Annotated in this window: 16 protein-coding genes and 1 pseudogene; 5 read left to right on the top strand and 12 right to left on the bottom strand. The window is 74.1% G+C overall.

All coding sequences use genetic code 11. The features are described 5' to 3' along the window. Positions 1–71: 71 nt before the first annotated feature. On the top strand, positions 72–428 hold the full coding sequence (locus NI25_RS26440; RefSeq protein ID WP_061444827.1) for a cytidine deaminase: 357 nt from the start codon (positions 72–74) through the stop codon (positions 426–428). 65 nt (positions 429–493) lie between these two features. Next, positions 494–1447: a GTPase Era gene (gene era / locus NI25_RS26435; protein WP_061447109.1), complete on the top strand. Its 954-nt coding sequence runs from the start codon at positions 494–496 to the stop codon at positions 1445–1447. A 22-nt stretch (positions 1448–1469) separates the two neighbouring features. Here era and NI25_RS26430 read toward each other — a convergent pair whose 3' ends face one another. The 3 genes from NI25_RS26430 to NI25_RS40535 form a co-directional block, all read right to left on the bottom strand. Next, entirely contained in the window at positions 1470–2606 is a 1137-nt protein-coding gene (locus NI25_RS26430; RefSeq protein ID WP_061447108.1) for a carbohydrate kinase family protein, read from the bottom strand. Positions 2607–2862: 256 nt separating this feature from the next. Next, positions 2863–4158 carry a glucarate dehydratase family protein gene (locus tag NI25_RS26425; RefSeq protein WP_061444826.1) on the bottom strand — a complete coding sequence of 432 codons (1296 nt, stop codon included), beginning with the start codon at positions 4156–4158 and terminating at the stop codon, positions 2863–2865. Beyond that, a complete protein-coding gene (locus NI25_RS40535; protein WP_267886346.1) occupies positions 4155–4280 on the bottom strand; it encodes a hypothetical protein in 126 nt (41 codons plus the stop codon). Before NI25_RS40535 ends, NI25_RS26425 begins: the two co-directional genes overlap by 4 nt. Positions 4281–4755: 475 nt before the next feature. On the opposite strand from NI25_RS40535, the gene NI25_RS26420 reads away from it, so the two are divergent. Beyond that, positions 4756–6126 (top strand): MFS transporter, encoded by a 1371-nt coding sequence (locus tag NI25_RS26420; RefSeq protein WP_061444825.1) that lies wholly within the window; start codon positions 4756–4758, stop codon positions 6124–6126. A gap of 21 nt (positions 6127–6147) precedes the next feature. On the opposite strand, the pseudogene NI25_RS26415 reads toward NI25_RS26420, so the two are convergent. From NI25_RS26415 to hrcA, 9 genes and pseudogenes are all read right to left on the bottom strand, one after another. Continuing rightward, a pseudogene (locus NI25_RS26415) lies at positions 6148–7148 on the bottom strand (adenosine deaminase). Between the two features lie 20 nt (positions 7149–7168). Beyond that, on the bottom strand, positions 7169–8074 hold the full coding sequence (locus NI25_RS26410) for a ribonuclease Z (protein ID WP_061444824.1): 906 nt from the start codon (positions 8072–8074) through the stop codon (positions 7169–7171). A gap of 18 nt (positions 8075–8092) precedes the next feature. Beyond that, positions 8093–8446: a histidine triad nucleotide-binding protein gene (locus tag NI25_RS26405; protein ID WP_061444823.1), complete on the bottom strand. Its 354-nt coding sequence runs from the start codon at positions 8444–8446 to the stop codon at positions 8093–8095. Positions 8447–8741: 295 nt separating this feature from the next. Then, complete coding sequence (locus NI25_RS26400; protein WP_061444822.1) at positions 8742–11945, bottom strand: S41 family peptidase; 3204 nt, start codon at positions 11943–11945, stop codon at positions 8742–8744. A 67-nt stretch (positions 11946–12012) separates the two neighbouring features. Beyond that, entirely contained in the window at positions 12013–12501 is a 489-nt protein-coding gene (locus NI25_RS26395) for a hypothetical protein (protein ID WP_061444821.1), read from the bottom strand. A gap of 220 nt (positions 12502–12721) precedes the next feature. Further along, on the bottom strand, positions 12722–13471 hold the full coding sequence (locus NI25_RS26390) for a 16S rRNA (uracil(1498)-N(3))-methyltransferase (protein ID WP_061444820.1): 750 nt from the start codon (positions 13469–13471) through the stop codon (positions 12722–12724). Further along, positions 13468–14553 (bottom strand): nitronate monooxygenase, encoded by a 1086-nt coding sequence (locus NI25_RS26385; RefSeq protein WP_061444819.1) that lies wholly within the window; start codon positions 14551–14553, stop codon positions 13468–13470. Before NI25_RS26385 ends, NI25_RS26390 begins: the two co-directional genes overlap by 4 nt. 88 nt (positions 14554–14641) lie before the next feature. Next, positions 14642–15781 carry a molecular chaperone DnaJ gene (gene dnaJ, locus NI25_RS26380; RefSeq protein ID WP_061444818.1) on the bottom strand — a complete coding sequence of 380 codons (1140 nt, stop codon included), beginning with the start codon at positions 15779–15781 and terminating at the stop codon, positions 14642–14644. Next, positions 15782–16798: a heat-inducible transcriptional repressor HrcA gene (gene hrcA / locus NI25_RS26375; RefSeq protein WP_030399874.1), complete on the bottom strand. Its 1017-nt coding sequence runs from the start codon at positions 16796–16798 to the stop codon at positions 15782–15784. It abuts the gene before it with no gap. A gap of 166 nt (positions 16799–16964) precedes the next feature. On the opposite strand from hrcA, the gene NI25_RS26370 reads away from it, so the two are divergent. Next, a complete protein-coding gene (locus tag NI25_RS26370) occupies positions 16965–17708 on the top strand; it encodes an MBL fold metallo-hydrolase (protein WP_061444817.1) in 744 nt (247 codons plus the stop codon). A gap of 34 nt (positions 17709–17742) precedes the next feature. Further along, positions 17743–18549, top strand: a complete 807-nt coding sequence (locus NI25_RS26365) for a DUF3097 domain-containing protein (RefSeq protein WP_061444816.1) — start codon at positions 17743–17745, stop codon at positions 18547–18549. The last annotated feature ends 81 nt before the right edge of the window (positions 18550–18630 follow it).

The following is an 18630-nucleotide window of genomic DNA, read 5'->3' as shown; positions in this document are numbered from 1 at the left end:
TTCCCGGGCGGGAGCCGGCCGGTGCCGGGGTGAGCGGACCGGTGCCCGGCGGGGCTACGTATGCTCACCCCATGACCACCGAGACCCCCGGCCTCGACCCCGAGGACCGCAAGATCGTCACCCTGGCCCGCTCGGCCCGCGCCCGCAACGGCGTGCCCGAGGGCGCCGCCGTACGCGACGAGACCGGCCGCACCTACGTCGCCGGGACCGTCGCGCTGGACTCCCTCCACCTCAGCGCCCTGCGCACGGCGGTGGCGATGGCGGTGGCCTCCGGCGCGAAGTCCCTGGAGGCGGCGGCCGTGGTGACCGAGTCGGAGTCGGCGTCGGCGGAGGACCGGGCGGCGGTACGGGACCTGGGCGGCCCGAAGACGCCGGTGCTGGTGGCTTCGCCCGACGGGACGGTGCGGGAGACGGTCAGCGCGGGCTGACGCTCGCCGGCCCGGCGGGCGACCGTGGTACGGCGGGGCTTCGGGGATCAGGGACAATGGGCGCCATGAGCGTTCGTACCCAGTCATCCGAAGAACCGGCCGAGGCTGTTCACCGGGCCGGCTTCGCCTGCTTCGTGGGCCGTCCCAACGCGGGCAAGTCCACCCTCACGAACGCTCTGGTCGGGCAGAAGGTGGCGATCACGTCCAACCGGCCGCAGACCACCCGGCACACGGTGCGGGGCATCGTGCACCGCGAGGACGCCCAGCTGATCCTGGTGGACACGCCGGGGCTGCACAAGCCGCGCACGCTGCTGGGCGAGCGCCTCAACGACGTGGTGCGCACCACGTGGGCCGAGGTGGACGTGATCGGCTTCTGCCTGCCGGCCAACGAGAAGCTGGGCCCCGGTGACCGCTTCATCGCCAAGGAGCTGGCGGGGATCAAGAAGACCCCGAAGATCGCGATCGTCACCAAGACCGACCTGGTGGACTCCAAGGCCCTGGCCGAGCAGCTGATCGCCGTCGACCGGCTGGGCAAGGAGCTGGGCATCACCTGGGCGGAGATCGTGCCGGTGTCCGCCACGACCGACCAGCAGGTGGACCTCCTGGCCGACCTGCTCACCCCGCTGCTGCCCGAGGGCCCCGCGCTCTATCCCGAGGGTGACCTGACCGACGAGCCCGAGCAGGTCATGGTCGCGGAGCTGATCCGGGAGGCCGCGCTGGAGGGCGTGCGGGACGAGCTGCCGCACTCCATCGCGGTGGTCGTCGAGGAGATGCTCCCGCGCGAGGACCGTCCCGCGGACAAGCCGCTCCTCGACATCCACGCCAACGTCTACATCGAGCGCCCCAGCCAGAAGGGCATCATCATCGGCCCCAAGGGCAAGCGCCTGAAGGACGTCGGGATCAAGTCCCGCAAGCAGATCGAGGCGCTCCTCGGTACGCCGGTCTTCCTGGACCTGCACGTGAAGGTCGCCAAGGACTGGCAGCGCGACCCGAAGCAGCTGCGACGGCTCGGGTTCTGAGGCACCCCGGCCTCGCCCGCGGTCAGGGCGTCGGGGGGCGGTAGCCGATGGTGGGGACCGCGCGGCGCAGGGGCCAGGGTGCCACCAGGTCGTCCGGGACCAGGCCGGCCAGGAACGCGTAGCGGCTGAGGGCCGCCGGGTCCTGGTCCTCCAGCGACTGGACCTTGCGCCACCAGGTGGCGATCTCGCACCAGCCGGGTGCCGACAGCGAGCCGCCGAACTCCTGGACGGAGAGCGCGGCGGTCAGGCCCGCGAAGGCCAGGCGGTCGGCCAGCGGCCAGCCGGCCAGGGTGCCGGTGACGAAACCGGCCACGAAGACGTCCCCGGCGCCGGTCGGGTCCAGGGCCTCCACCTCGATGGCCGGGACCTCGGCGCTCTCCCCCGTGCGCCGGTCCACCGCGTAGGCGCCGTCCGCGCCGAGGGTGACCACGGCGAGCGGCACGTGCTCGGTCAGGGCGTGCGCGGCGGCGCGGGGGCAGCCGGCGCCGGTGTAGCGCATGGCCTCCTCCGCGTTGGGCAGGAAGGCCTCGCAGTGCGCGAGGTCGGGCAGCGCGGCCAGGTCCCAGGCACCGGTGTCGTCCCAGCCGACGTCGGCGAAGACCCGGGTGCCGCGGGCGGCGGCCTGGGCGATCCAGGGGGCGCGGACGCCGGGCGTGAGGGAGGCGACGGCGGCACGGGCCCGGGGCGGGCAGTCGGGCGACGGCTCCTCCGGCGGCGGCTCGTGGCCGTGGGAGACCATCGTGCGCTCCCCCTCGTACGCCATCGAGACCGTCACCGGCGAGTGCCAGCCGGGCACGGTGCGGGACGGGGACAGGTCGATGCCCTCGCCCCGGGCGAGCGCGTCCCAGCAGTAGTCGCCGTAGTGGTCGTCGCCGAACGCGGCGGCCAGCGAGGTGCGCAGGCCGAGGCGGGCCAGCGCGGTCGCCATGTTGGCGATGCCGCCCGGGCTCGACCCCATCCCCCGGGCCCAGGACTCGGTCCCGCGCACCGGGGCGGAGTCGAGCCCGGTGAAGATCACGTCGAGGAAGACCGTGCCGGTCAGATACACGTCCCAGGGCGGGTCCTGCGGTGTGCGCAGGCCTGCGAGGGGATCGACCTGGGGGTGGCGGTGCGATCCCTCGGGCGGGACGTGGCGGTGCGTTCTCTCGTCGGCCGGCATGACGGGCACGTCGGTCGCGTCGGGCACGTCGGTGGACACGGTGGACGCTGTCACGGTGCGCTCCCTGGCATGGTGCGGACCCCGCCAGTGTGCACCACGCCACCGACGGTGCGGTGGTGCCGGCCGCCGTGGTGTCAGGCCGGGCGGGCTCCGGGTCCGCGCGCCGGGCCGCCCCCGGAGTGATCTCCGGCGCCGTGCGGCGGGTGCCTCCGCCGGGCGGGGGCGCACCCGGTCGTGGCAGGGGAGGGCGGGCCGCTCACCAGCGGGGGACGGACGGGGTGACCCACTCCGGGTCGGCGACCCGCATCGCCGCCGCGTCGTCGCGGTCGCGGAGGGTGCCGTCGTCGTCGAGCCAGCGGCGGTGGAGGAACGCCAGCCTGTCGCGGTCGAGTTCCACCCCGAGCCCGGGGGCGTCGGAGACGGCGACCCTGCCGCCGTCGAAGGTGAGCCGTTCGGTGAGCACGTCCTCGGACTGCCAGGGGTAGTGGGAGTCGCAGGCGTGGTGGAGGTCCGGCACGGTGGCCGCCACGTGGGTCATGGCGGCGAGGCTGATGCCGAGGTGGGTGTTGGAGTGCATGGACACTCCGACGCCGAAGGTGCGGCAGACGGCGGCGAGGTGCTGGGTGTTGCGCAGCCCGCCCCAGTAGTGGTGGTCGCAGAGCACGACCTGGACGGCGTCCTTGGTGAACGCCTCCCGGATCTCGGCGAACGTCGTCACGCACATGTTGGTCGCGAGCGGCACGCCGGTCCGCGCGGCGACCTCGGCCATGGCGGGGGTGCCGAGCGCGGGGTCCTCCAGGTACTCCAGGACGTCCCCGAGTTCCGCCGCGACCCTGAGGGAGGTCTCCACGGACCAGGCGCCGTTGGGGTCCAGGCGCAGCGGGTGACCGGGGAAGGCCGCGGCGAGGGCCTTGACGGCGGCGATCTCCTCGTCGGGCGGGAAGACGCCGCCCTTGAGCTTGAAGGAGGTGAAGCCGTACCGCTCGGTGAAGGCGCGGGCCTGCTCGACCACACCCGCCGGGTCGACGGCGGCGCCCCAGTCGTCCTTCTCGCAGGCGACGCCCTCGGGGTGCCCGGCCCACTTGTAGAAGAGGTAGGCGCTGTACTCGACGGCGTCGCGGACCTTGCCGCCGAGCAGGGCGTGCACGGGCAGGCCGAGCGCCTTGCCGAGGGCGTCGAGGCAGGCGACCTCGAAGCCGGAGACGACGGACAGGCGCAGCTTGTCGGCGGTCTGGACGCCGCGCAGTCCGCCGACGTCGACCCGTCCGGAGACCCGGGAGTCGTCCACGGCCACCTCGTCGGCGACGGTGAACAGCCCGTTGAGGTCGCTCACCCGACGGCCCACCAGTCGCTCCGCGAACGGGCGGGCCAGCTCCAGGTACTTGGCGTCGCCGTAGGTCTCGCCGACGCCGGTGATCCCGCCCGCGGTCTCGACCTCGACGATCAGCCGGGGCGTGTACGGCTGGTGCACGCCCTGGGTGTTGAGCAGCGGCGGGTCCGCGACGAGGATCGGCGTGAGGTGGACGGCCGTGACGGTGAGGTCGGCGGTCACAGGGCGGCTCCTACGAGGTCGAGTCCGGCGGTGAGCAGCGTCTTGAGGTCGGCCGGCCCGGCGGCCGTACGGTCGTGCCCGTATCCGGGTCCGCCCTGGGTTCCCCTGACTCGTCTCCCCACATGGACGCCTTTCATGTATGAGAACGGAGATTAGATAAGCGAAATGGACGACGTCAACGGGGCGGTGCCTGCGGCACCCCGGCGCCCGCCCGCGGCCGCCCGACGCCGGGGCGGCGTCGGACGTACGGCCGTGAGATGAACCGGGCGGGCCCCGGCGGCGCCGGACGCGGTCGGCCACTCGATGCCGACGACGCGGATGACGCCGGATCACGACGCGCGGATCGCGGCGGGAACAGGGGAGACGGGGGCCGATCCGGAGGCGGCAATTCCGGCCGAGAGCGCCTCAATTCACCGGCGTTGGCCACTGCTACTACCCGGCTTCCATACCCCCAAACGTAGATGTGACCTAGATCACACCAGCCCGCCTGTTTCACGCCTCCTCGCGCTTGATACAAATTGCCCGCGCGAACCGGTCAGTCGACGGTCGTCGCCCCCTCCCCTCCCACCGCCCCTTTCGCATGCCCTGGGAACGCCCGTGTTCGCCCCCCGCACCACTCCCTGGCCCCTCGTCGCCCTTTTCACGGCCGGGTACCTGCCTCCGTATCTGCTGCCCACCACCGTCGGCAGACTCGACACCAGCCTTCCGCTGTCCACCACGCAGGCGGGCGCCGTCGGCAGCGCGCTGCTGCTGAGTTCGGCGACCGCGGGCTTCCTGCTGGCCTCCCGGGTCCAGCGCTTCGGTGCGCGGGCGCTGGCCCGCTTCGGTCTCGCGCTGGCCTTCTTCGGCTACGGCGCCGCCGCGCTCACCACCGCCGTCCCGGCCGTCGTCGCCGGCGCGGTCGTGGGCGGTTTCGGCTCGGGAACCGTGATGACGGTCGCCGCCGCCCGGATCGCCGCGGAACGGGATCCTCACCGGGCCTCCACGGCAGGCCTGCTGAGCGTGTCCGCGCTGGCCGGCGCGGTGTACCTGACGGTGCCCCACCTCGGCCGGGCGCACGGGCTGCCGCTGGCCGCGATCGCCCTGACCGCGCTGGCGGTGTGGCCGCTGACCGGCCGGCTGCCGGGCGGTACGGCCGGCAGCCCGGCCGCGCACGGTGCCGCCGGCCACGAGGGCGCCGACGACGCGGGCGCCCCGCTCCCCCACCGCCGTTCGGGACTGGTCCTCGCCGTCACGGTGCTGTGCTGGTCGCTGGCGCAGAATTCCCTGTGGGGCGTCAGCGGCCGGATCGGGCTGACGCAGGCCGGTCTGGGCGACGCCGCCCTCGGGGCCGTCTTCGCCGTCGCGCTGGGCGCGGGCCTGGTGGGCGTACTCGCGGCCGGTGCCCTCGGGCCGCGGCTGGGGCGGGCGATGCCCGTCGGCGCCGGCACGGTGCTCATCGCGGGCTGCATCGCGGTGAGCGCGTCCGCGACCACCCCCGCGGCCTTCGCGACCGGCGAGATCGCCTGGAACACGGTCTACCCGGTCGTCCTGTCGTACCTGATCGGCCTCGCCGCCTCGCTCGACCCGCGCGGCCGGTGGGCGGTGCTCGTCGGCTCGGCGTCCTCGCTGGGCACGGCGGCCGGGCCGCTGACCGGCAGTGTGCTGTCGGCGCAGGCCGGCTACCCCGTCATGGGCCTGGTGCTCGGCGTCGGGCTGCTGCTGGTCGCCGCGCCGATGACCGCCGTAGCCCTGCACACCGGCGGGCGCCCGCTGCTGCCCGGCGCGATCCGCCGCCGCGGCGGCACCCCGGCCGCGCTGGTCGCCGCCGCCACGGGCACGCCGAGCGGTGCCGTGCCGGAGGTCGGCGCCGTGGAGCAGCCGGTGGTGGAGATCGACGTGGAGGCCCCGGCCGTGGCCGTGCGGGGCGCCTACGACACGGCGGGACCCCGGCAGGCCGCGGCCACACCGGGGTCCGGGACGGGCTGAGCCCGGCGCGCGCGGGAACCGCTACGCGGCGGGGAACTCGAACGCCTCGACCTCCGCGAGGCAGCGTGCCCGCAGCTCCTCGTCGTCCTCCAGGAAGGAGGCGAGGAACGAGTTGCGGGCCAGCTCCCGCAGCCGCTCCTCCGTGAGGCCGAGGGCCTCGCGCACGGCGTCGAAGTTGTCGCCCGCGTAACCGCCGAAGTAGGCCGGGTCGTCGGAGTTGACGGTGCACATGAGGCCCGCGTCGAGCATCGCGGGCAGCGGGTGGTCGGCGAGGGTGTCGACCGTCCGCAGCCGGACGTTGGACAGCGGGCACAGGGTGAGCGGGACGCGCTCGCGCACCAGCCGCTCGACCAGCGCCGGGTCCTCCACCGAGCGCAGCCCGTGGTCGATCCGCTCCACGCCGAGGACGTCGAGGGCCTCGGCGACGTACGCGGGCGGCCCCTCCTCGCCCGCGTGCGCGACCCGGCGCAGCCCGAGGGCGGCGGCGCGGCCTCGAACACCTCGCGGAACTTGACCGGCGGGTGGCCGACCTCGGCGGAGTCGAGGCCGATGCCGGTGATGCGGTCGAGGTACGGCTTGGCGGCGTCCAGCGTCGCCATCGCCGACTCGGCGGACTCGTCGCGCAGGAAGCACATGATCAGCCGGGTGGAGACCCCGTGGTTCTCCCGGCCGGCGCCCAGCGCCCGCCACAGCCCCTCCACGACCGTGCCCATCTCCACGCCCCGGGCGAGGTGGGCCTGCGGGTCGAAGAAGATCTCGGCGTGCCGGACGCCCTGCGCGGCGGCGCGGGCGAGGTAGGCGTTGGCCAGGTCCTCGAAGTCCCGCTCCGTGCGCAGGACGGCCATCAGCTCGTAGTACAGGTTCAGGAAGGACTGGAGGTCCTCGAAGCGGTAGGCCTCGCGCAGGGCGTCCTCGTCGGCGTACGGCAGCACGACCCCGTTGCGGGCGGCCAGCGCGAAGGCCAGCTCCGGTTCCAGGGTGCCTTCGATGTGCAGGTGCAGTTCAGCTTTGGGCAGGGGCATCAGAGCATCGTACGACCGTTCTACCGGCGTTTCGGAACCGGGACGCGGGTGAGGTCGCGGGCCACCGTCAGCTCCCCCTCGTAGCCGGCCGCGCGCGCCTGCCGCTCGAACTCCTCGGGGTCCGAATAGCGCTGGCTGAAGTGGGTGAGCACCAGGTGCCGTACGCCCGCGTTCCGGGCCACCCGCGCGGCCTGCCCGGCGGTGAGGTGGCCGTGGTCGGTGGCGAGGGTCTCGTCCTCGTCGAGGAAGGTCGACTCGATGACGAGCAGGTCGCAGCCCTCGGCGAGCGCGTGCACGCCCTCGCAGAGCCGGGTGTCCATGACGAACGCGAACCGCTGGCCGCGGCGGACCTCGCTGACCGCGTCGAGGGGTACGCCGTTCAGCGAGCCCTCGCGCTGGATGCGGCCGACGTCGGGGCCCTTGATGCCGTGCGCGGCGAGGCGGTCCGGCAGCATGCGGCGGCCGTCGGGCTCGGTGAGCCGGTAGCCGTACGACTCGACGGGGTGGGAGAGCCTGCGGGCGTCCAGGGTGTAGGCGGGGGTGACCGCGAGGGGGCCGTCGGCGGCGACCGGGGCCTCGGTGAGGGCGACGGTCTCGCGGTAGGCGGTGGCGTAGCGCAGCCGCTCGAAGAAACGCTGCCCGGAGCGCGGGTAGTGGGCGGTGACCTCGTGCGGGACCTGGTCGAGGTTGATGCGCTGGATCACGCCGGCGAGGCCGAGGCTGTGATCGCCGTGGAAGTGCGTGACGCAGATCCGGTTCAGGTCGTGGGCGGCGACCCCGGCGCGCAGCATCTGGCGCTGCGTGCCCTCGCCGGGGTCGAACAGGATGCCCTCGCCGTCCCAGCGGAGCAGGTAGCCGTTGTGGTTGCGGTGCCGGGTCGGGACCTGGCTGGCGGTGCCGAGGACGACGAGTTCACGTACGGACACGGTGTCTGCCGCCTCGGACTATCCGGGGGGCCATTCGAGGCCCCGGCCGCCGAGCACGTGGGCGTGCGCGTGCCAGACGGTCTGGCCGGCGCCGCTGCCGGTGTTGAAGACGGTGCGGTAGCTGTCCAGCTTCTCCTCGTCGGCGACGGCCCGGGTCTCGCGCAGGACGTCGGCGGCGAGCTGCGGAGCCTCGGCGGCGAGGGCGGCGGCGTCCTTGTGATGGGCCTTGGGGATCACCAGGACGTGGGTGGGGGCCTGGGGGTTGATGTCCCGGAACGCGACGGTGGTGTCCGTCTCGCGGACGATCGTCGCGGGAATCTGCCCTGCGACGATCTTGCAGAACAGACAGTCGTCCTGTGCTTCGCCAGCCACTTGGCTCTCCTCACGCCGGTGATCTTCTGACGGGCATCGTATCCGCCGCATCCGCGGCGCGGCCGCGCCGCCATAGCTGCGGGCAGTCGTGCCGCCGGGGCGGCACGGGTGGGCGCAGCGGCACCCGGCACGCGCCCCCACCCGGCGTCCACCACGGCGCGGCGGCGAGGCCGGCACGGGCGCGGGCGCGGGGTGCGCAGCCCGGCGGAACGGGGTGCCGCCCGCGCCCACCCGTGCCGCCCTGGGGGTATCTCCCAGGCCGTTCAGGCACCGGGGGAGGCACGACTGCCCGCGGTTACGGCAGCGCGGGCGGTGTCTTCGCCGGGGTTTCCTCCAGGGCCGCCAGCGCGAGCGTGATCGCCTCGTCCAACTGCCGGTCGCGGCCCGCCGCGTGGTCCTGGGGGCGCTGCGGGACCTCCACGTCCGGGTCGACGCCGTGGTTCTCCACGCCCCAGCCGTACCCCTCCAGCCAGAACGCGTACTTCGGCTGGGTGATCAGCGTCCCGTCCACCAGCCGGTAGCGGCTGTCGATGCCGATGACGCCGCCCCAGGTGCGGACGCCGACGACCGGGCCGATGCCGAGCGCCTTGATCGCCGCGTTGACGATGTCTCCGTCCGAGCCGGAGAACTCGTTGGCGACCGCGACCACCGGCCCCCGGGGCGCGTCCAACGGGTAGCTGGACGGCCGCATCCCGCGCGGCAGGTCCCAGCCGACGATGCGCCGGGCCAGCTTCTCCACGACCAGCTGGGACGTGTGCCCGCCGCGGTTCTCGCGGACGTCGACGACCAGGCCCTCCCTGGCGACCTCGACGCGCAGGTCCCGGTGGATCTGGGCCCAGCCGGGCGCCTGCATGTCGGGCACGTGCAGGTAGCCGAGCCGGCCGCCGGACTTCTCGTGGACGTAGGCGCGGCGGTCGGCGACCCAGGCGTGGTAGCGCAGCGGCTCCTCGTCGGCGAGCGGGACGACGACGGCGTGCCGCGCCTCTCCGCCGCCGGACGGGGAGACGGTCAGCTCGACCGGCTTGCCGGCCGTGCCGACGAGCAGGGGTCCGGGCCCGGTGACCGGGTCCACGGCCTGTCCCGCGACCGCGACGATCGCGTCCCCGGCGCGGACGGCGACACCGGGCGCGGCGAGCGGGGAGCGGGCGTTGGGGTCGGAGGTCTCGGAGGGCAGTACGCGGTCGATGCGCCAGGTGCCGTCCTCGTGGCGGGAGAGATCGGCGCCGAGCAGGCCCTGACGGGCGCCGGAGCCGTGGCCGCCGCGCGGGGTGACGTAGGCGTGCGAGGTGCCGAGTTCGCCGTGCACCTCCCACAGCAGGTCGACCAGGTCGTCGTGGGTGGCGACGCGGTCGAGGACGGGGCGGTAGCGGTCCAGGACGCCGTCCCAGTCGACGCCGTTCATGTCGGCCCGCCAGAAGTGGTCGCGCATGATGCGGCCGGTCTCGTCGAACATCTGCCGCCATTCGGCGGCCGGCTCGACGGTCTGGCGGACCCGGGCCAGGTCGACGGTGATGTTGGTGTCGCTGTCCTCGTCGCCGGAGGCCCGCCGGTCGCTGGGTACGACCTTGAGCCGGCCGTCGGTCCACAGCAGCACCCGCTTGCCGTCGCCGCTGACCTCAAAGTGGTCGGCGTCGCCGGCGAGGTGCTCGACGCGCTGCTGGGCGAGGTCGTACCGCTCCAGCTCGGTGTTGGGGTCGGGGTCCTCCGGGTTGGCGCGGGAGGCGCCGAGGACGCCGGTGAGCGGGTGCCGCAGCCACAGGACGCCGTCCTTGGCGGCCCGCAGCCGGGAGTAGCGGGCGGCCTCCACCGGGAAGGGCACGATGCGGTCGGCGAGGCCCTCGATGTCGATGCGGGTGGTCGGGGTGCCCTCGCTGTCGGGGGTCTCCTCGCGGTCCGGCGTCTCGAAGGCGCGGCCGTGGCGCTGCGGACCGAAGGGCGAGGGGGTGGTCGCGGCGAGGGTGATCAGGTAGGGCCGGGCACCCTCGACGAAGGCCAGGTCGAAGACGTGCTCGTCGTAGACCGGGTCGAAGGAGCGGGTGGAGAGGAAGGCGAGGTGCTTGCCGTCCAGCGTGAACGCGGGCGAGTAGTCGTTGAAGCGCAGCGGCGTCGCCTCGCTGACCGACAGGTCGGTGGTGTTGGCGAGCTTGAGCTGGCGCAGCGGCTCCGGGCCCGGGTGGGACCAGGCGAGCCAGGCGGAGTCGGGCGAGAAGACGAGACCGGAGGCGTCGCCGTCCTCGCTGCGGTCGACCTCGCGGACCTCGCCGGTCTCGCGCTCGACGAGCAGGACCCGCCCGTCGTGCGAGCCGACGGCGACGCGGCTGCCGTCGGGGGCGACGGCGAGGTGCAGCACCCGGCCGAGCTGCCCGGCGGCCAGACGCCGTGGGGTGGCGCCGGGAGCGAGTCCGGTCGCGGGGGCGAACTCCAGCGCGTCGTCGCCCTCGGCGTCCGTCACCCACACCACCCACTCCTCGCCCTCGGCGCGGAAGGTGCGTGGCAGCCGGTTGCGCACGCCGGGCGTGACCGCGAGCGCGCGGGCGGGGCCGGAGCGGTGGGTGACCCAGTGCACGCCGCCGCGTACGGCGACGGCGCTGCCGCGCGCGGTGTGGTCGGGGGACGCGGAGCCGAACCAGCGGGCGGCGTTGACCGGGTACGGCTGGAGGTCGACGCGGGCGCCGCCGAGCCGGATGTCCAGGCGGCGCGGTTCGGCGCCGTCGAGGTCGTCGAGGGTCCACAGCTCACCGGCGGACGCGTACACGACGCGGGTGCCGTCGGTGGCCGCGTGGCGGGCGTAGAAACCGTCGAGAGGGGTGTGGCGGCGCAGGTCGGAGCCGTCGGCGAGGGAGGAGTAGAGGGCGCCGGTGCCCTCGTGGTCGGAGAGGAAGGCGATCCGGTCGCCGACCCAGAAGGGGTACTCGATGTTGCCGTCGAGGTCGGCGTGCAGGCGCACGAACTCGCCGTCGTCCCCGGGGTCGATCCACAGCTTGCCGGCGGTGCCGCCCCGGTAGCGCTTCCACCAGGCGGCCTCGCGGCCCATCGGCGCGGACAGCAGCACGGTGTGCCGGCCCTGTGCGACGTCGCCGACGGGGCCGTACGGCAGGGTGGTGGCCGGTCCGCCGTCGAGCGGGACGGCGCGGGCCCAGCTGCGGCGCAGGCTGGCCTCGCCGTAGGTGCTCAGGGCGAGGACGCGGCCGTCGGCGGTCCAGCCGCGTACCTGGGTCCTGATGCTGCCCCAGTGGGTGAGGCGCTTGGCGGGGCCGCCCTCGACGGGGGCGACGTGCACCTCGGGGGCACCGTCGCGGGTGGAGGTCCAGGCGACCGTGGTGCCGTCGGGCGAGATGCGCGGGTGGTTCACCGGTACGTTGTCGGCGCTGACCCGCCAGGCGCGGCCGCCGTCGAGCGGGGCGAGCCACACGTCGTCCTCGGCGGTGAAGGCGACCAACTCGCCGTGCGGGTGCGGAAAGCGGAGGTAGGCAGGCGCTGCGGGCTGAGTCACCCCCATACCCTATGCAGGGGCGCGCCCCGCCGACAGAGGTTTGGATCACTTCCCGGCCACGGCCCCGGTCCGGTCACTTGCCCTCGACCGGGCCGCAGTGCGGGTCGTCGGGGCACCAGATGGTCCGGGTGACGGTCACGGTGGGCCCGGGCCGGTCCTGGGAGGGCCGGTCGGCGGGCGGCGCGCTGGTGGCGTCGCAGTTGCCCAGGCCCTTGACCCGGAACCACTGCTTGCCGTCCACCTTCGCGGTCAGGTTCCCGCGCACACAGGCGCCGTTGACGACCTTGGTGACCTTGCCGTCGACGGTGATGTCCTGGCCGGCGTCCGTCCTGCCCTCGCAGTGGACGGAGGCGACCGCGTCCTCGGCCGCCGAGGCCGTGGTGCCCTTGTCGCCGTAGGAGGCGGTGCAGGTCAGCCAGCGCACCTCCGCCTTCTGCCGCTCCAGTTCGCGGGTCACCGTCTGGTCGGTCGTGTAGGCGACCGTCGCGGTGCCGAGTCCGCCCGGTTCGCACGCGACGACCCCGCCGACGGCGACGGCCGAGCCGACGACCACCGGAGCCATGCGCCAAATCCGCCTCAATGCCCCCATGGAGGGCAGCCTGCCACCGTCCGGGGGCCGACGGTAGGGCGCTTACGGCCACTCCTCCCGGCCGGTGGAGCCGGGCTGCTGCCCGGGACCCGGGCCGACGGGTGGAGCTGGACGGCTGGGAGCTGTGCTCCGCCGTGGTGGCCGGCACCGGCGGCTGACCGGAGGCCGGCACGGTGTCCGGCGTCAGGCGCCGTCAGGACCAGCGGCCGGTGCGGGCCAGGAGTACGGCGGTCGCGGCGGTGCCCGCGGTGGAGGTGCGCAGGACGCTGCGGCCCAGGCGGTAGGGCCGCGCACCGGCCTCGGCGAAGAGCGCCAGCTCCTCCGGGGACACGCCCCCTTCGGGGCCGACGACCAGCACGATGTCGCCGGTGGCGGGGAGTTCGGCGACGGACAGGGGCGCGTCGCCGCTCTCGTGGAGTACGGCGGCGAAGTCGGCCTCGGCCAGAAGTGAGGCAACCTGCTTGCTCGTCGCCGCGTCCGCGACGTCGGGGAAGCGGACCCGGCGGGACTGCTTGCCGGCCTCCCGGGCCGTGGCCCGCCACTTGCCGAGCGCCTTCAGGCCGCGCTCGCCCTTCCACTGCGTGATGCACCGGGACGCCGCCCAGGGCACGATCGCGTCGACCCCGACCTCGGTCATCGTCTCGACGGCCAGCTCACCGCGGTCGCCCTTGGGCAGGGCCTGGACGACGGTGACGCGGGGCTGCTCGGCGGGCTCCTCGCGCACCCCCTCCGGGACGGCGACGACGAGGCGGTCCTTGCCCTCGGCGGCCTTGACCACGCCCTCGGCCCAGCGGCCGCGTCCGTCGGTGAGGACCACGTCCTCGCCCGCGCGCAGCCGCTTCACGGAGACGGCGTGCCGCCCCTCGGGGCCGCCGAGGACGTACTCGCCGGCGGGCAGGTCCTCCGGCCGCAGGGAGTCGACCACGAACACCGGTGCGGTCATCGGCCGCCGCCTCCCGTCGCATAGCCCGACAACGCTGTCCCGGCGGCGGCGAGTTCGGCCGCCAGTACCTCCACGAGCCGTCCGGCGGGCAGCTCCCGGGCCATCCGGTGCCCCTGTCCCGCCCACAGCGCCATGCCCTGCGCGTCGCCCGCCTTGGCCGCCGCCTTGCGCACCGGCGAGGTGAGGTGGTGCACCTCGGGGTAGGCGGCGGGGGCGTAGGGGCCGTGCTCGCGCAGGAAGCGGTTGACCAGCGCGCGGGCCGGGCGGCCGGAGAAGGCGCGGGTGAGTTCGGTGCGCACGAACAGCGGGTTGGTCAGCGCCTGCTTGTGCAGGTCGGGGGCGCCGGACTCGGGGGTGGCGAGGAAGGCGGTGCCGAGCTGGGCCGCGCTCGCGCCGGCCGCGAGGACCGCGGCGATCTGGGCACCGCGCATGATGCCGCCGGCGGCGACGATCGGCAGGCTCACCGCCTCCCGGACCTGGGCGACCAGCGACAGCAGCCCGGTGCCGGCACCGCCGGTCTCCGGGTGGTCGCGGTGGGTGCCCTGGTGGCCGCCCGCCTCTGCGCCCTGCGCGATCACCGCGTCGGCGCCGGACTGCTCGACGGCCCGGGCCTCGTCCGCGGTGGTCGCGCTGACCAGGGCGAAGGTGCCCACGCGGTGCAGGGAGTCGACGACCTCGCGGCTCGGGACGCCGAAGTGGAAGGACACCACCGGCACGGGGTTGTCGAGGAGCACGGCGAGTTTGGTCTCGTAGCCGTCGTCCCGGCCGCTGTCGGGGTCGCCCAGCTCCGTCTCGTACCAGGCGGCCTCGCCGGCCAGCTGGTGGGCGTAGACGTCGACGGCGGCGGGGTCGGCCGCCTCCGTCTGCGGGAGGAAGAGATTGACGCCGAAGGGCCGGCTCGTCAGTCCCCGCAGGTGCTTGATCTCCTGGTACATCCCGTCCGCGGTCTTGTACCCGGCGGCCAGGAAGCCCAGCCCGCCCGCCTCGGACACCGCCGCCGCGAGCGCGGGCACGGAGACGCCGCCCGCCATGGGCGCCTGCACGATCGGGTAGGGGAAGAGATCGGTCAGTGCGGAGGACATGACGGCATGGTGTCACGTCCTCCGCACAGGTCCGAATCCGGGCTTCCGTTGGCATACGCCAGGAGCATCCGTATCGGAACGCGGCGCGTCACCGCCCGTTGAACGCGTCCTTCAGCCGCGAGAACAGCCCCTGCTGCCCGGGCTGGAACTGCCCCTGCGGGCGTTCCTCTCCGCGCAGCTTGGCCAGCTCGCGCAGGAGGCGTTCCTGTTCGGGGTCGAGCTTGCCCGGGGTGGTGACCTCGACGTGGACGATGAGGTCGCCGCGGCCGCCGCCGCGCAGATGCGTGACGCCCCGGCCGTGCTTCGGGATCGACTGGCCGGACTGGGTGCCCGGTCGGATGTCGATCTCCTCCATGCCGTCGAGGGTCTCCAGCGGCACCTTGGTGCCGAGGGCCGCCGCCGTCATCGGAATGGTGACCGTGCAGTGCAGGTCGTCGCCGCGCCGCTGGAACGTCGAGTGGGACAGCTCGTGGATCTCGACGTACAGGTCGCCGGCCGGGCCGCCGCCGGGGCCGACCTCGCCCTCGCCCGCGAGCTGGATCCGGGTGCCGTTGTCGACACCGGCCGGGATCTTCACGGTCAGGGTGCGCCGGGAGCGGACCCGGCCGTCGCCCGCGCACTCGGGGCACGGGGTGGGGACCACGGTGCCGAAGCCCTGGCACTGCGGGCAGGGGCGGGAGGTCATGACCTGGCCCAGGAAGGACCGGGTGACCTGCGAGACCTCACCGCGGCCGCGGCACATGTCGCACGTCTGGGCCGACGTGCCGGGAGCCGCGCCCTCGCCGTTGCAGGTGTTGCAGACGACCGCCGTGTCGACCTGGATGTCCTTGGTCGTGCCGAAGGCGGCCTCGTCCAGCTCGACCTCGATGCGGATCATCGCGTCCTGGCCCCGGCGGGTGCGCGAGCGCGGCCCGCGCTGCGACGCCGTACCGAAGAACGCGTCCATGATGTCCGAGAAGTTCCCGAAGCCGCCCGCGCCGAAGCCGCCGGCGCCACCGCCGCCCCCGGCCTGGGAGAGCGGGTCGCCGCCGAGGTCGTAGACCTGCTTCTTCTGCGGGTCCGACAGCACCTCGTAGGCGGCGTTGATCTCCTTGAACCGCTCCTGGGTCTTCGGATCGGGGTTGACGTCCGGGTGCAGCTCGCGGGCGAGCCTCCGGAACGCCTTCTTGATCTCGTCCTGGGAAGCGTCGCGGCGCACGCCGAGTACGGCGTAGTAGTCCGTGGCCACCTACGACTCCGCCAGGATCTGTCCGACGTACCGTGCCACTGCGCGTACCGCTCCCATCGTTCCCGGGTAGTCCATGCGGGTCGGTCCGACCACGCCGAGCTTGGCAACCGCCTCGCCGCCCGAACCGTAGCCGACCGACACGACGGACGTTGAGTTGAGTCCTTCGTGGGCGTTCTCATGACCGATCCGTACGGTCACGCCCGGATCCTTCGCCTCGCCGAGCAGCTTGAGGAGCACGACCTGCTCCTCCAGCGCCTCCAGCACCGGCCGGATCACCAAGGGGAAGTCGTGCCCGAAGCGGGTCAGATTGGCGGTGCCGCCGATCATCAGCCGCTCCTCGTTCTCCTCGACCAGCGTCTCCAGGAGAGTGGAGAGCACGGTGGAGACCGTACCGCGATCCTCGGCCTCGAAGGGCTCCGCAAGATCTTCCACCAGAGACGGCACATCCGTGAAACGGCGTCCCGCGACCCGGCTGTTGAGCCGCGCCCGCAGGTCGGCCAGCGAGGCCTCGCCGAACGGCGCCGGGCAGTCGATCATCCGCTGCTCGACCCGGCCGGTGTCCGTGATCAGCACGAGCATCAGACGCGCGGGCGCGAGCGAGAGCAGCTCCACGTGCCGCACCGTCGAACGGGTCAGCGACGGGTACTGCACGACGGCGACCTGCCGGGTGAGCTGCGCGAGCAGCCGCACCGTGCGGGCCACGACGTCGTCGAGGTCGACGGCGCCCTCCAGGAAGTTCTGGATGGCACGCCGCTCGGGCGCGGTCATCGGTTTGACGCCGGCCAGCTTGTCGACGAAGAGCCGGTAGCCCTTGTCGGTCGGGATGCGCCCGGCGCTGGTGTGCGGCTGGGCGATGAACCCCTCGTCCTCCAGGGCCGCCATGTCGTTGCGCACGGTGGCCGGGGAGACGCCGAGGTTGTGCCGCTCGGTGAGGGCCTTGGAACCGACCGGTTCCTCGGTGCCGACGTAGTCCTGGACGATGGCGCGCAGCACCTGAAGCCTGCGTTCACTGAGCATCGGCGCGCACCTCCAGCTGTCGTCCGCCCGTTTCGGCCTGTCCGGCCTGCGTTGACCTGTCTGTCCTGGCACTCACGGCTCGCGAGTGCCAGACTTCCCCGGCCCAGTGTACGGCCGTGGGGTAGTCCCCCGGCAAGGCCGTGACGATGCCGTTAGCGTCGTCGCCGTGACGGTGACTTGGGAAGAGCTGGACTGGGAGCGGCTGGCGCACGGAGTGGGGCGGTGCCGGCTGCCGGGCTGGGACTGCACGGCGGGGCTGGTGCTCGGCGCGGGCGGGGCGCTGATGGTGGACGCGGGGTCGAGCCTGGCGGAGGGCGGCCGGCTGCACGAGGCGGCGCGGCGGCTCGCCGGCCACCGTGTGACACATCTCGCGCTGACCCACCCGCACTTCGACCACGTCTTCGGCGCGGCGGCGTTCGGGGGCGCGGAGGTGTACGGCGCGTACGGCGCGACGGGTTCGGGTGCGCTGTTCGCGCCGGGCGGACAGGGGCGGGAGGCGCTGCGCGCGGACGCGGTGGCGGAGGGGCTGGACGCGCGGGCGGCGCGGGAGGCGGCCGACGCGCTCGCCCCGGTCCGGCACGAGGTCCGCGGCGAGCGGCGGCTCGACCTGGGCGGCGGCCGCCAGGTGCTGCTGGCCGACGTCGGCCCGGGCCACACCGGGCACGACCTCGCGGTACTGGTGCCGGGCAGCCCGGCGGTCGTCTTCTGCGGCGACCTGGTCGAGGAGTCCGGCGAGCCGCAGGCCGGCCCCGACGCCGTGCCGGAGCACTGGCCGGACGCCCTGGACCGGCTGCTGGACCTGGGCGGCGACGACGCGCTGTACGTCCCCGGTCACGGAGCGGTGGTGGACGCGGCGTTCGTCCGGGCCCAACGGGACGCGCTGGCCGCCCGGTTCGGCGTGTCGCGGTGATCACGGCGCGCTGTCTCCTCGTATCGTCGTCAGAATGCGCCAGTACTCCGCCGACCTGACCCCTCCGTGGAAGAAACCGCAGCCCGTCCCCGAGGTACCGGCCGATCCCGGCCTGGTGGTCGAGGAGCCCGGCACAGGGTTCTGCGGCGCGGTGATCCGCTGCGAGGCGGGCACGGTGACCCTGGAGGACCGCTTCGGCAAGCACCGGGTGTTCCCGCTGGAGCCGCGCGGCTTCCTCCTGGAGGGCCGGGTGGTGACGCTGGTGCGGCCGTCGTCGTCCTCCGGCCCGGTACGGCCCTCCCGCACGGCGTCCGGTTCGGTCGCCGTCCCCGGCGCACGGGCGCGGGTGGCGCGCGCCGGGCGCATCTACGTCGAGGGGCGGCACGACGCCGAGTTGGTCGAGAAGGTCTGGGGCGACGACCTGCGCATCGAGGGCGTCGTCGTGGAGTACCTGGGCGGCGTGGACGACCTCCCGTCGATCGTCGCCGACTTCGCCCCCGGCCCCGACGCGCGGCTGGGCGTCCTGGTGGACCACCTGGTGCCGGGCTCGAAGGAGTGGCGCATCGCGGAGGCGGTGACGAGCGAGCACGCGCTGGTCGTGGGCCACCCGTACATCGACATCTGGGAGGCGGTGAAGCCGTCGTCGGTGGGGATCGACGCCTGGCCCCGGGTGCCGCACGGCCAGGACTGGAAGACGGGGGTGTGCCGGGCACTGGGCTGGCCGTCCGACAACACCGGCGCGGTGTGGCAGGCGATCCTGGCGCGGGTGAACTCGTACAAGGACCTGGAGCCGGAGCTGCTGGGACGAGTGGAAGAACTGATCGACTTCGTGACGGCGTGACGTTTCCGCCCCCGCCGCCCCTTCCCGTCCCGACCCCGGGGGCGCTGCCCCCGGGCCCCCCGCTCCTCAAACGCCGGAGGG

The organism is Streptomyces sp. CCM_MD2014, assembly GCF_000772045.1.
In the GTDB taxonomy this organism is placed as follows: Bacteria; Actinomycetota; Actinomycetes; order Streptomycetales; family Streptomycetaceae; genus Streptomyces; species Streptomyces salinarius.
The sequence above is the reverse complement of the archived record's forward strand: the minus strand, read 5'-3'. Positions and strand labels throughout refer to the sequence as shown.